The organism is Streptomyces canarius (assembly GCF_014650735.1).
GTDB lineage: Bacteria > Actinomycetota > Actinomycetes > Streptomycetales > Streptomycetaceae > Streptomyces > Streptomyces olivaceoviridis.
Map to the genome: position 1 here is coordinate 1 of NZ_BMVN01000008.1, position 13,998 is coordinate 13,998.

At 74.1% G+C, this 13,998-nt stretch carries 6 protein-coding genes; 1 reads left to right on the forward strand and 5 read right to left on the reverse strand.

Translation table 11 applies throughout. The annotated features are described in order from the left end of the window. Together IE294_RS13665 and sbnA are read right to left on the reverse strand one after the other, a co-directional pair. On the reverse strand, window positions 1-1,709 hold a 1,709-nt coding region (locus IE294_RS13665), incomplete at its 3' end, for a condensation domain-containing protein (RefSeq protein WP_189885733.1). A gap of 45 nt (window positions 1,710-1,754) precedes the next feature. Continuing rightward, a complete protein-coding gene (sbnA, locus tag IE294_RS13670) occupies window positions 1,755-2,804 on the reverse strand; it encodes a 2,3-diaminopropionate biosynthesis protein SbnA (protein ID WP_189885735.1) in 1,050 nt (349 codons plus the stop codon). Between the two features lie 230 nt (window positions 2,805-3,034). Here sbnA and IE294_RS13675 point away from each other — a divergent pair, with 230 nt between their 5' ends. Beyond that, complete coding sequence (locus IE294_RS13675; RefSeq protein ID WP_189885737.1) at window positions 3,035-10,225, forward strand: non-ribosomal peptide synthetase; 7,191 nt, start codon at window positions 3,035-3,037, stop codon at window positions 10,223-10,225. A gap of 84 nt (window positions 10,226-10,309) precedes the next feature. Here IE294_RS13675 and IE294_RS13680 read toward each other — a convergent pair whose 3' ends face one another. From IE294_RS13680 to IE294_RS13690, 3 genes are all read right to left on the reverse strand, one after another. Continuing rightward, window positions 10,310-10,990 carry an AfsR/SARP family transcriptional regulator gene (locus IE294_RS13680; RefSeq protein WP_189886161.1) on the reverse strand — a complete coding sequence of 227 codons (681 nt, stop codon included), beginning with the start codon at window positions 10,988-10,990 and terminating at the stop codon, window positions 10,310-10,312. A gap of 212 nt (window positions 10,991-11,202) precedes the next feature. After that, window positions 11,203-11,493, reverse strand: a complete 291-nt coding sequence (locus tag IE294_RS13685; protein ID WP_189885739.1) for a helix-turn-helix domain-containing protein — start codon at window positions 11,491-11,493, stop codon at window positions 11,203-11,205. Window positions 11,494-11,738: 245 nt separating this feature from the next. Further along, complete coding sequence (locus IE294_RS13690) at window positions 11,739-13,934, reverse strand: MMPL family transporter (RefSeq protein ID WP_189885742.1); 2,196 nt, start codon at window positions 13,932-13,934, stop codon at window positions 11,739-11,741. Window positions 13,935-13,998 lie beyond the last annotated feature (64 nt).

Genomic DNA, 13,998 nt, shown 5'->3' on the forward strand with positions numbered 1-13,998 from the left:
CCGGTGAGGAGGTGGCGGGCGCCGCTGTCGGCGAGCAGGGACGCGTTGCGGGCCGCCGGGGCCGCCGGGTCCAGCGGCAGATACGCCCCGCCGGCGGCGAGTACGGCGAGCACACCGGCCACGAACGGCACCCCGGGGTCGGCGAGCATCGCCGCCACCGAGCCGGGACGGAACCCGGCGGCGGTCAGACGGGCGGCGACGCCGGCGGCCCGGGTCAGCAGCTCCCGGTAGGTGACACTGCCCGTGCCGTCGGTGACGGCGACGGCGTCCGGGGTGCGGGCGGCCACCGCGCGCACCCGCTCGACCAGGCCCTCGTACCTTGCACGCTCGGCCTCCGGGTCCCAGGTGCCCAGCAGGCCGACCGGCTCGCCGGGCGCGCGCAGGCCGAGGCGGGCGAGGGGCTGGTCGGCGGGGAGCGCGGCGAGGTCGGCCAGGAACGCCTCGAACCGGGCCAGGTGGGCGGCGAGTTCGGCGTCGGTGTACAGCTCCGGGTTGCCGTCGAGGTGGATCTCCATCGTGCCGTCGACGGTGTTGAGGACGGTCACGATGAGGTCGTTGACGATGCCGGTGGACAGGTTGACGACCGTGCCCGGGCAGTCGCCGAAGGCCAGCGCCGGGTCCTGGTTGAGGACGTTGATGAAGGGGCCGAAGACGCGCCGGTCGTCGGTGCGCAGGCCGATGTCGCGGCGGATCCTGTCCGCGCGGTACCGCTGGTGCTTCAGGGCGCCGGACACCTCGGTCCAGGCCCGCCGCAGCAGCTGCGGGGCCGTCAGTTCGGGACGGACGCGCACGGCGAGCGGCAGGTAGTTGGCGAGCATGCCGGGGATCTCGCGGGCGACCGCGCCGGTACGGCCGGTGACCGGGAGGGTGAGCAGCGGCTCGGTGACTCCGGTGACCCGCTGGGTGTAGGCGGCCATGGCGCCGACCATGAGGACGGGCAGGGTGACCTTGCCGGTCCGGGCGAGGTCCCGCAGCGCCCCGGTGGCCTCGGGGCTGAGCCGGGTGGTGTGGCGCAGGGCGCTGCGGCCGGGGGCCGGGTCGCGGTCGGAGAGCGAGACGAGTTCGGGTGCCGGGCCGTCGCCGGAGGCGGTGAGGCGGCCGGTCCAGTACGCGCGGTCGCGGTCGACGTGCGGGGACTCCAGGTAGCGGCGTTCGCCGTCCAGCAACTGGTGGAAGGCGGGGATGGAGTCGGCGTCCAGGGCCGCGTCGTCCTCGCCGGCGGCCAGCCGCGTGTAGAGGGCGGCGAGCTTCGGGTAGAGCAGGGCGCGGCTGAAGCCGTCGGCCAGGATGTGGTGCATGCACAGGTAGAGCAGGTGGTGCTCGGGGCCGAGGGTGAGCAGCGCGCCCCGGAACAGCGGGAAGTCGGTGATCCGGAGCGGGTCGGCGTGGTCGGCGCGCATCCAGCGCCCGGCGGCGCCGAGCGGGTCGGGTCCGTCGCTGAAGTCGAGTTTCCGCAGCGGGAGCCGGGCGAGCGGCCGGATGATCTGGCCGGGGGCGCCCGCCTCCTCCACGAACTGCACGCGCAGTCCCTCGGCCTCGTGTCCCAGGCGGTGCAGCGCCCGCTCCAGCAGCCCGGTGTCGAGCGGGCCGCGCAGGTCGATGTAGTCGGCCATGTTGTAGCCGAGCGGTCCGGTGGCGAACTGCTCGTCGAACCAGATCTCGGCCTGCGCCGCGGTGAGCGGGAGGACGGCGCCTCGGTTTGTCGTCATCGCTTTGCTCTCCGTCATTCTCGAAGTCAGCCCCGACCGGCCCGTTCAGTCCGCGGCGGCGGCAGCGGCGGCCGGCGTCAGCTCGCCCGTGCCGTCCCGGCCGGTCCGGTCCGCCGCCGGCCCGGTCAGCGGGCCGGGGCCGAAGGCACCGCGCACCCACTCGTCGTGGTAGACGGTCTCCATGTAGCGGTCGCCCAGGTCGGGCGAGATGGTGACCGCGGTGATCTGCTCGCGGACCCCGCCGGCCCCGTCGCCGTAGTGCTCCTCCAGCCAGCGCAGGGCGCCGGTCACCGCGGTCCCGGTGGAGCCGCCGACGGGGAAGCCGTGCCGCATCAGCGTCCGGCAGGTCCGCACGGTGGCCGCCTCGGGCACGTGCACCACGGCGTCGACCAGGCTCTCGTCGAGCAGCGCCGGCCGCACGCTGGTGCCGAGGCCGGGGATGTGCCGGGTGCCGGCCGGTCCGCCGAAGGTGACGGAGCCGATGCTGTCGACGGCCACCACCCGCACCGAGGGCCGGCGTTCCCGGAACCAGCGGGCGCAGCCCATCAGGGTGCCGGTGGTGCCGGCGCCGACGAACAGCACGTTCAGGTCGGGGAACTGGCGGGCGATGGCGGGGGCCGTGGTGCGGTAGTGGGCCATCCAGTTGCCGGGGCTGAGGTACTGGTTCAGCCACACCCGGGAGTCGTCGGCGGCGAGCAGTGCCTTGACGTGGCGGATCCGCGCGCCGAGGAAGCCCTCGGTCTCGTGCGGTTCGGTGACGACGTGGACCTCGGCGCCGAGGGACTCCATGGTGCGCCGGGTCACCGCGTTGCAGCGGGTGTCGGTCACGCACAGGAAGCGGTAGCCGCGGCTCGCCGCGAGCAGGGCGAGCGCGACGCCCGTGTTGCCGGACGAGGACTCCACGAGGGTGGAACCCGGGCGGAGCCGGCCCGCGGCCTCCGCCTGGGCGACCATCTCGCGGGCGGCCTTGAGTTTGATGGATCCGGCGAAGTTGAATCCCTCGATCTTCAGGAACAGGCGGCGCCCGAACAGCGGCTGAAGATTCACGAAAAGGTCGCTGACTTCGAATTCGTGCGACGCGGTGATGACCGGCACTGGCACTCCTGGCCTTCGGCGGCGAATGGGCCTCGCCGGCAAGCCTGTCGACGTGCACTGACCGTGGACTGACGGTTTGCTGACGGTTTCCGGCCATGTCGGCGCGCCCGCGAGGTGTCAGCTGGCGGTCAGTTGTTCGTCAGTGTGCTCGTGAAATCGTCGTCCGGTTGGAATCGTGCGGGCCGGAAATGTTCCCGCGCTCATCCCCGCTCTTCCGTGAGGAGCACGGCTTGAACCGGCAATCCGCCATCAGTGAAGTCCTCCCGCTGTCGCCGCTGCAACAGGGGCTGCTGTTCCTGTCCGCGTACGACCGGGACGCCACGGACGTGTACGCGCTGCAACTGGTGCTCGACCTCGCGGACGTGACCGACGCGGACGCGGAGGCGCTGCGGGGCGCCGCGGGCGCGCTGCTCGACCGGTACCCGAATCTGGCGGCGTGCTTCCGGCACCGCAGGAGCGGCGAGGCCGTCCAGGTGCTGCCCCGGTCGGTGGAGCTGCCGTGGTCGCAGCGGCAGCTGCCCGCCGCCGGGTTCGACCGGGCCACCGGCGAGGAGCGGCTGCGCCGCTTCGACCTGGCCCGGCCACCGCTGCACCGCTTCCTGCTGCTGCGGGCGGACGACGGACGGGCCCGGCTGCTGTGGACGGTCCACCACATCCTGGTGGACGGCTGGTCGATGGCCACCCTCACCCGTGAACTCGCCGAGACCTTCGTGCGGTTCCGGGACGGCGGCACGCTGCCGGACCGGCCGGCGGCCCCGCCGTACCAGGCCTACCTCGCCTGGCTGGGCAGGCAGGACGAGGAGACGGCCCGGGAGGCGTGGCGCCGGGCCCTGGACGGGGTGACGGAGCCGACGCGGCTGGTGCCGGGGGGCGGGGACACCGGCGGAGCCACGACCGCGGGGGCCGGCGGGAGTACCGGGCTGCCGCGGCGGGTCACCGTCGACGTGCCGCCCGGGGTCTCCTCCGCGCTGGCCGGCTTCGCCCGGTCCCGGGGGCTGACGGTCGGCGCGGTGGTGCAGGGCTGCTGGGCGCTGCTGCTGTCCCGGCTGACCGGGCAGGACACGGTGGTGTTCGGAACCGTCGCCTCCGGCAGGCCGGCGCAGTTGCCGGACGTCGAGCGGATGGTGGGCCTGTTCGCCAACACGCTGCCGGTACGCGCCGACGTGACCGCCCGGCTGACCCCGGCGGAGCTGTTCGAGCGGGTACAGCGGGCGCGGACGGGGCTGCTGGCGCACGAGCACCTGCCGCTGGCGGAGATCCAGCAGGGGACGGCGGTGCGCGGTGAGCTGTTCGACACGGTGCTGCTGTTCCAGAACTATCCGATGGGCGGGCCGGATGCGGAACCGGCCCTGTCGGGACCCCGGGTGACCGGCGTGGACATCCGCTCCGCCACCCACTACCCGCTGACCGTGACCGTGTTCCCCGGTGAGCCGTTCGAGCTGGCCGTCGACCATCTGCCGGCGCTCGTCCCGGAGGCCGAGGCGCGCCGCGTCGGGCGGTGTCTCGTCCGGCTGCTGGAGGAGACGGTGCGCCGGCCGGACGAGCCGTGCGGCCGGCTGGACCTGCTGGACGCCGGGGAGGCGGGCCGCGTCCTGACGGACCGCAACCGCACGGAGGAGCCGGTGCCGGGGCCGTGGCTGGCACCGCTGCTCACGCGGTGGGCCGCGGGCACGCCCGACGCCCCGGCGCTGCGCTGCGGCACCGAGCGGCTGACGTACCGGGAGCTGCACGAGCGGGCGGACCGGCTGGCGGCGGCGCTGCGGGCGGCGGGCGCCGGTCCGGAGCGGCTGGTCGGGCTCGCGCTGGACCGGTCGGCCGATCTGGTGGTGGCGGCGCTGGCCGTGCTGAAGGCGGGCGCGGCCTACCTGCCGCTCGACCCGGACCACCCGGCGGAGCGCCTGCGCCTCATGCTGGCGGACGCCACGCCGGTGGTCACCCTCACCCACCACCGGATCCGCCCCTTGCTGGACACGATGGGCACGCCGCTCACGGGGCCCTTGTGGGTGCTGGACGAGGACCCACTGCCCACCCACCCGGCGCACCCCGAAACACCGCCCGCCACCCACCCGGCCACCCCACCGCCGTCAGCCACCACGGCACCGACCGCACACCCGACGCCCCCCGCGGCCCCGGCCACGCCCCCGCCCTCTCCCGCCGGCCCCGCGGACCCCGCACCCCTCCCTCCCCATGCCGACCACCCGGCCTACGTCATCCACACCTCCGGCTCGACCGGCCGGCCGAAGGGTGTGGTCGTTCCGCACGGCGCGCTCGTGAACCTGGTCGCGGACATGGGCCGGCGCTGTGCGGTGACGGCGGCGGACCGGTTCCTCGCGGTGACGACGTTCGGGTTCGACATCGCCAACCTGGAGCTGTTCGTACCGCTCGCGGCGGGCGCCGAACTGGTCGTCGCCGACCGGGAGACGGTCCGCGACCCGGCCGCCCTGGCGACGCTGATCAGGGACTGCGGTGCCACCCTGCTCCAGGCCACGCCGAGCCTGTGGCAGGCCCTCGCCGGCTCTCACGCCCAGGCCCTCGCCGAGCTGCGGGCCCTCGTCGGCGGTGAGGCGCTGCCCGAACCCCTGGCCCGTTCGCTGACCGCGCACTGCGCGTCGGTCACCAATGTGTACGGTCCGACGGAGACGACGATCTGGTCGACGGCGGCGCCCCTGCCCCCGGTGCCGTCCGGCCCGCCGCCCATCGGCCGCCCCATCGCCAACACCCGGGCCTACGTCCTGGACGCGGCGCTGCGCCCGGTGCCCGACGGCTGTTTCGGCGAGCTGTACCTCGCCGGCGCCGGTCTCGCCCGTGGCTACCTGAACCGCCCGGGCCTGACCGCCGAGCGGTTCACGGCCGATCCGTTCGGGCCGCCCGGCACCCGCATGTACCGCACCGGTGACGTGGTGCGCTGGTCGCCGGACGGCACGGCCCTGGAGTACGGGGGCCGCACCGACCACCAGGTGAAGATCCGCGGGCACCGCATCGAACTCGGCGAGATCGAGTCCGTGCTGGGCGCACAGCCCGGCGTCGAGCGGGCGGTCGTCACCGCCCGCACCGACCGGAGCGGGGACACCCGCCTGGTCGCCCATGTCGTACCGGCAGGGACCGACCGCGACCGGCTGCGGGAGCGCGCGTCCGCGGTGTTGCCCACGCACATGGTCCCTGCCGTGTACGTCTTCCTGGACGAGCTGCCGCTGACACCCAACGGCAAGGTCGACCGCAAGGCACTGCCCGCCCCGGCCGAGCGGCGGGCGGGCACGGGCCGGCCGCCGTCCGGAGCGCGCGAGGAACTGCTGTGCGCGGTCTTCGCCGAGGTGCTGGGTCTGGACCGGGTGGGGGCCGACGACGACTTCTTCGCGCTCGGCGGCCACTCGCTGTCCGCGATCCGGGTCGCCAACCGGCTGCGGGCCGAGCTGGGGACCGAGGTCCCGCTGCGCACGCTGTTCGACGCCCGCTCCGCCGAGGCACTGGCACGCGCCCTGGCCGGGGACGACAAGAGCACGCGGAGCCCGGCGCCGCGGCCCGCGCTGCGCGCGGCGGCGCGCCCGGAGGCGCCGGACGTCCTGTCGTACGCGCAGGAACGCCTGTGGTTCCTCGACCGGATGGGCGCGGGGGCCGGCTACAACATCCCGCTGGCGGTACGGCTGTCCGGCCCGCTCGACACCGGGGCGCTGGGCGCGGCGGTGGCGGATGTGGTCGCCCGGCACGAGACGCTGCGCACGCTGTTCGTGGCGGCCGACGCCGGGGCGGCGCCGCTGGTGCTCGCTCCGGAGGAGGCGGACGCCCGCCTTGAGGTCGTACCGGTGCCGGACGAGGACGCCCTGGCCGGTGCGCTGGCCGCCGAGGCGGCCGAGCCGTTCGACCTGGCCGCCCGGGTCCCGGTGCGGGCACGCCTGTTCGCGCTCGGCGACGACACGCACGTACTGGCGCTGACCCTGCATCACATAGCCGCCGACGGGTGGTCGTTCGGGCCGCTCGCCCGTGACCTCACCGCCGCCTACGCGGCCCGTCGGGCCGGTCGCGCCCCGAACTGGCCGCCGCTGCCCGTGCGGTACGCCGACCACGCCCGCTGGCAGCGCGTGCTGCTCGGCGCCAAGGACGACCCGGACAGCCTGCTGTCCGCCGAACTCGCCCACTGGACCAAGGTGTTGGCGGGCATGCCGCAGGAGCTTCAGCTGCCGGCCGACTTCTCCCGGCCGGCCCGGTCCGCACAGCGCGGCGCCGCGGTCACCCGTACGCTGCCCGCCGACGCCCACGCCCGGCTCGCCGCGCTGGCCCAGGACGCCGGTGCCAGCCTGTTCATGGCCGTCCAGGCGGGTCTCGCGGCCGTCCTGACCCGGCTCGGCGCGGGCACCGACATCCCGCTGGGCAGCCCGGTCGCCGGGCGGACCGACGAGGCGGTGCGCGATCTGGTCGGCTGCTTCGTCAACACGCTGGTGCTGCGCACCGACACCTCCGGCGACCCGTCGTTCGCGGCGCTGCTGGAGCGGGTGCGGGAGACGGACCTGACCGCGTACGCGCACGCCGAGCTGCCGTTCGAGCATCTCGTCGAGGAGCTGAAGCCGCAGCGGTCGCTGGCCCGGCACCCGCTGGTGCAGGTGGTGCTCTCCGTCACCCCGGGCGACGACCCGCTGCCCGCGCTGCCGGACCTGACGGCCACCGTGGAGCCGGTGCCCTCCCGCACGGCCAAGTTCGACCTGGCCTTCGAGGTGACGGAGCGCCGTGGCACCGACGGCGGCCCCGCCGGGCTCGACATCCGCCTGGAGTACAGCACGGACCTGTTCACCGGGGCCACGGCGGACCGCCTCGCCGGTGCCCTGGCCGTGCTCCTCGCCGACGCGGCCCGCACCCCCGGCGCGCCGATCGGTGCCCTCGCCCTGCTCACCCCCGAGGAGCGGCGCGCCCTGCTGGCCGGGGGGCACGGCCCGTCCCGCCCCCGTCCGGAGCTGACGCTCCCGGCGCTGTTCGAGGCGCACGCGGCGGCGGCACCGGACCGTGCGGCGCTGGCGGTGCCCGGCGGGGCGGAGGTGTCGTACGGGCGGCTGAACGCGGACGCCAACCGGCTCGCCCGGCTGCTGCTCGGCCACGGGGCCGGCCCGGGTGAAGTGGTCGCGCTGGTCCTGCCCCGCTCCCCGCTCGCCGTGACGGCGCTGCTGGCGGTGCTGAAGACCGGCGCGGCCTATCTGCCCGTCGACCCGGACTACCCGGCCGAGCGCATCGCGTACATGCTCGGCGACGCGGCCCCGGCCGCCGTCCTCACCGCCGGTGAGTCCGCCGGCCGGGTGCCGGACGGCACGGCCCGGGTGGTGCTGGACGACCCGGCCACCGCGGACCTCGTCGCCGGCCTGTCCGGCGCCGACGTCACCGACGGCGAGCGGACACGCCCGCTGTCGGCGCGGGACACCGCGTACGTCATCTACACGTCCGGGTCGACCGGTCGGCCCAAGGGGGTGGCGGTACCGCACGCGGGCGCGGCCCACCTGGTCGCCCACCACCGCGAGGAGCTGGGGACCGGGCCGGACACCCGGGTGCTCCAGTTCGCCTCGTTCAGTTTCGACGCGACCGTGTGGGAGCTGGCCGCCTCGCTGTTCTCCGGCGGCACCCTGGTGCCGGCCACCGCCGAGAGCCGGCTGTCCGCTCCGCTGCTCGCCGGCCTGCTCACCGAGGAGCGGATCACCCACGCGCTGCTGCCGCCGACCGTCGTCGGCCGCTTCCCGGAACCGGCCGCCCTGCCCGCGGACCTGTGCCTGATGGTCGGCGGGGAGGCCTGCCCGCCCGCCGTCGTGGAGCGCACCGCGGCCCGGGTGACGCTGCGCAACGCCTACGGCCCGACCGAGATCACGGTGGCCGCCACCCTCAGCGCCCCGCTCGCCCCGGACGGCGGCCGGCCGCCGATCGGCCGGCCCCTGCCCAACGTCCGCGTGTACGTCCTGGACACGGCCCTCGCGCCGGTGCCGGACGGGATCACCGGCGAGCTGTACATCGCGGGCGCGGGTCTGGCCCAGGGCTACCGGGGCCGCCCGGCCACCACGGCGGAATGGTTCGTCGCCGACCCCTACGGGCCGCCCGGCACCCGCATGTACCGCACCGGGGACCTGGTGCGCCGGCGCGCGGACGGCGAGCTGGACTACGTGGGCCGCGCCGACCAGCAGATCAAGCTGCGCGGCTTCCGGATCGAGCCGGGGGAGATCGAGTCCGCGCTCACCCGGCACCCGGTGATCGCGCAGGCCGCCGTGGTGCTGACCCCGGCGGACGGCGGCGGCCGGCTGACCGGGTACGTGGTGCCGGTACCGGGTGTGGCCGCCGTCGACGTGCCCGTGCTGACCGCGTACCTCGCCGAGTCGCTGCCCGCGCACATGGTGCCGACCGCGCTGGTGTCGCTGCCCGCGCTGCCGCTGACCCCGAACGGCAAGCTCGACGTCCGGGCCCTGCCCGCGCCCGGCGCCCCGGCGCCCGCCGTCACCGGGCAGGCCCCGCGCACCCCGGCCGAGCGGGCGCTCGCGGAGGTGTTCTGCGAGGTGCTGGGGCTGGACGAGGTCGGTGCCGACGGGGACTTCTTCGCGCTGGGCGGGGACAGTCTGCGGTCGGTGGAGGTGGTCGGCCGGGCCGCCAAGGCCGGGCTGACGCTCGCCCTGTCCGATGTCTTCGCGCACCGCACGGTGGCGGCCCTGGCGGCGGTCGCGACCCCGGCCGGGGCCCGGGAGGCGGTCGCCGTACCGCTGCTGGAGATCCGGCCGCAGGGCACGGCCGCGCCGCTGTTCTGCGTGCACGGCGGGGTCGGCTTCGGGCTGCCGTTCGCGGAGCTGGCCGCGCGTCTCGACCCGGACCGGCCGGTGTACGCACTCCAGTCCGACGGTGTCGCGGCGGAGCCGGGTGCCTGGGACCGGCCGGCGGACGTGCGGGAGCTGGCGGCGGCGTATGTGGAACGGGTGCGGCGGGTACGGCCGCACGGGCCCTACCACCTGCTGGGCTGGTCGTTCGGCGGGCTGGTCGCGCACGAGATGGCCGTCCTGCTCCAGGCGGCGGGCGAACGGGTGGCGTTCCTGGCGGCCCTCGACGCCTTCCCGGTGGCGCCCGGCGATCCGCACCCCACCGACGAGGAGATCCGGTCGGCCTTCCTCGCCCACCACGCACGCGGCGTGACGGTCGCGGACCGGGACCTGGAGCGGCTCATGACGGTGATGCGCCACCACACCGACATCGCGCGGGAGTTCACCCCCGGACGGTTCGCCGGCCCGCTGACGCTGTTCGTGGCGGCGCACGGGCAGCCGGCTCCCACCGGCGAACTGGCGGCGCGCTGGCGGCCGTACCTGGACGGCCCGCTCACCGTGCACGAGGTCGCGTGCGGGCACGAGGAGATGCTGGGCGGTACGGCGGTACGGCGGATCGGCGCACTCATCGACAGCGCGCTGCGGGAGGTCTGAGCGAGCGCGGGCACGGGAGAGCGCCGGCGGCCTGGGTGGCGCCGGCGCTCCGTCCGTCCGTTCAGCCGATCATCCCTCGTCCGGTCACAGCAGCGAGGGGTCCTGCATCAGGATCGCCTGGTACAGGGTGTGCAGCCGCTGGCTCGGCTTGAGGCCCAGTTCGTCGTCGAGCCACTTGCGGGTGCGGTGGAAGATGTCGACGGCCTCGGACTGGCGTCCGCACCGGTAGAGCGCGATCATCAACTGCTCGCTGAACCGCTCGCGTTCGGGATACTGGGCCAGGAGCTGCTTCAGCTCGGCAACGACGACCCCCGCCTCGCCGGCCTGGAGTTGCGCCTGGATCAGATCCTCCCGCGCGGTCTTGCGCTGTTCGTCCAGCCGCAGGGCCACGGCCCGGCAGCGCGGTCCGTCGCTCACGTCGAGCAGGGCGGGCCCGCGCCACATGGCGAGGGATTCCCGCAGCAGCCGGATGGACTCGTGCGGCTCCCGGGCGACCAGGGTGGCGCCCTGTTCGGCCAGCCGCAGGAAGCGGTAGGCGTCGAGGGCCTCCTCCGGCACGTCGAGCATGTAGCCGTTGTCGACGGTGCGGATCAGTCCCTCCTCCCCGTCCGGGAAGCCGAGTTCGGCCAACGACTTCCGCATGCGCCGCACATTCGCCTGCAAGGCGTTCCGCGTGTTCTTCAGCGGGGCCTCGCCCCAGAGTTCGTCGATCAGTTCGTCGAAACCGACGACTTGACCAGGATTCAGCGCGAGCATGGTCAGCATCACGCGAATCTTCTTCGCCCGCACACCGATGGTTCTTTGACCATCCCCGATCAGCAGCGGACCCAATATGGAGATGTGCACCAAATTCCCGTCCCTACTCATAAAAACCGGTCACAAGCCCCCACCTCGCGACCCACGGGGCGGTCACGGAACCGTGGGTGGGCGCAATCAGCGGCGCCCGACACAGGGAAACGTCCGAGAGTCAGAACTGATCAATTATCAGTCATATCTGGCCGGTTAGGCACTGTACCTTCGTACATGAGCAGGTGAGCCTGGGCCACGAGACCCACCTGAAGACGGGATTCCACTTTCAGCTTCGCCAGGATGCTCGCCACATGGGCCTTCACCGTGCGTTCCGTCACACGCAACCTGACCGCGATCGCGCGATTCGATAACCCTGCTCCGAGCAACGAGAAGACCTGCCTCTCGCGCTCCGAGAGCGACTCCACCTGGGCGAGCTGATACTGCCAACGAGTCGACGGCAGGCCGTCGTCACCGTGCATAAGGGCCACTCCCCGTGATCGCCCCGCTTCCCCCGTCAGCGTGCGCCGGAAACAGTCGGTCGGCTTGTTTCCGTCGAACGCGGGACCGAGTGTAGCGCCCTGGCAACCGAAGGCGCAGACAAAGAACTCCACCGCCGGAATTCACCGGCAAGCCCGCCCCGGACCACGTGAAACGGCCGGGGAGACGGAGTCACCCGTCTCCCCGGCCGCCCCGGGCCGTGGCGCTCACCGCCGAGCGCCCGGCCTCACGACACCGTGGCCCGCCCCGCCACCGTGGCCGGAACGCGCACCGGCCGTGTCTCGTCCTGGCGGGCCAGGCGCGAGGGCCACCAGGTCTTCCAGCCGAGCAGCGTCACCACCGACGGCAGGACGACGATCCGGATGAGCGTGGCGTCCAGCAGCACCGCGCAGGCCATGCCCACCCCAAGCTGCTTCATCTCGATGAAGTTGAGCGAGGCCAGCAGGGCGAACACACAGACCATCACCACGGCCGCGCTCGTCACCACGCCGGCCGTGCGGGTGATGCCCTGCTCCACCGCCTCCCGGATGCCGAGCCCGCCGCGCGCCGCCTCCCTGATCCGGCTGATCACGAACACGTGGTAGTCCATCGACAGACCCAGCAGGATCACGAACAGCAGCAACGGCAGCCAGGCCACCACCCGCCCGGTCGACTCGAAGCCCAGCAGACCCTCCGCCCAGGTCCGCTGGAAGATCAGCGCGAGCACCCCGAAGGAGGCCACGGCGGACAGCACGTTCAGCACCACGGTGATCGCGGCGAGCATCAGCGAGCGGAACGCCGCCGCCATCACCAGGAAGGTGAACACCAGCGCCACCAGCAGCACCCAGGGCATCTTGTCGACGACGTTCGCCCGGTAGTCCACGTCGTAGGCGACGTCGCTGCCGCCCACCGCGTACCGGGCGCCCTCGATCCGGCCCACCGTGGCCGGGGCGATGTCGTCGCGCAGCCGGAACAGGGACTCCTGCGCCTGCCGCGAACTGCTGTCGAAGCGCGTGCCGACGGCGATCGTCGCCACCAGCCCGTCCCGCGAGGTCCGCACCTCGGGGGCCGGGGTGTGCACGAACAGACCGTCGTGCCCGACGCGCGTGACGAGCGAGTCGATCCCCTCGGCCAGCTCCGCGCCGTGCCCCGCGGGCACCCGGACGGCGACCGTGTGCGTGTCCGCCTGGCTCGGGAAGGACCGCGTCAGCCGCTCGTTGGCCTGCATCGCGGGGATCGACCGGGGCAGGTCGTCGATGCCGGTGGCCTTCAGCCGCAGGTCCAGGGCGGGCACGGAGAGGGCGAGCAGCGCGCCGACGGAGAGGACCAGCGCCAGCGCCGGGTGGCGCAGGGCCGGCTTCAGCATCGCCGACCACAGCCGCGGCTTGACGCCGCCCTTCTGGGTGAGCCGCCACACCAGCGGCACCCGCGGCTTGTCCAGGTAGCGGCCGAACTTGGAGAGCATGGCCGGCAGCACGGTCAGCGAGGCGAGCATCGCGATGGCCACCACCAGCACCGCGCCCGTGGCCATCGACTCGAAGGCGATGTGCCCGGCGAGGTAGAGCGCGCCCATGGACGCCATCACGACCAGGCCCGAGATCATCACCGAGTGCCCGGAGGTGGCGGCGGCGATCTCGATGGCGTCGATGTGGTCGGCGCCCAACGCCCGTTCCTCGCGCTGCCGTTTGAGGTAGAAGAGCGAGTAGTCGACGCCGATGGCCATGCCCATCAGGACGATGATGTGGGTCACCGGACCGGGGTCGGGCACCAGCTGCGAGGCCACGCCCCACAGGCCGAGCCCGGCGAGCACCGAGGAGATGCCGAGCAGCACCGGGACACTGGCGGCGACGATCGCCCCGAACACGAAGACCATCACGACCAGCGTCACCGGCAGGCTCAGCACGGTGGCCTTGCCCAGGTCCCGGTCGAGCATGTCGTTCAGGCCCGCCTTGATGGAGCCGGCGCCGACGAGTTCGACGCGTACGTCGGTGTGCGCGTCGCGGACCTTCGCCACCTTCTCCAGCAGCGGTCCCACCCGGTCGGCCGCGGTCTGGGGGTCACCGGCCAGGGTCACGGGCACGAGCAGCGCCGCCCCGTCCGGGGCGAAGACGGGCCGGCCGACGGCGGCGACGCCCTCGACGCCCTTCAGGGCGCTGACGGCCTCGCCCGAGGCGCGCTCGGCGGCAGCCCGGTCCAGGCTGCCCCGGTAGGGCGTGACCAGGATGTTCTCCACCGCGCGGCTCTCCAGACCGCCGCTGCGGGCCAGGGCGGCGGCCCGCCCGGACTGTCCGATGGCCAGATCCGAGTCGGTGGCGGACCGGGTACCCGTCATACCGCCGACCGCCAGGGCACCGAGCACGAACACCACCCAGAGCGTCATCGCCCACCACGGGTGGACGGCGCTCCACCGGGCGGCCCTGGTGATCAGGTTCCTGCCTGCCACGTCTGCTCTCCCCTCCTGGAAAGAAATACCCGGATCACGGAAACGGCCGGGGTTTGGGCACCGG

Bases quoted from the DNA above. Each gene is read 5' to 3' on its own strand.
- IE294_RS13680 (WP_189886161.1), bottom strand. From the start codon at position 10,990: ATGCTGACCATGCTCGCGCTGAATCCTGGTCAAGTCGTCGGTTTCGAC.
- IE294_RS13685 (WP_189885739.1), bottom strand. From the start codon at position 11,493: ATGCACGGTGACGACGGCCTGCCGTCGACTCGTTGGCAGTATCAGCTC.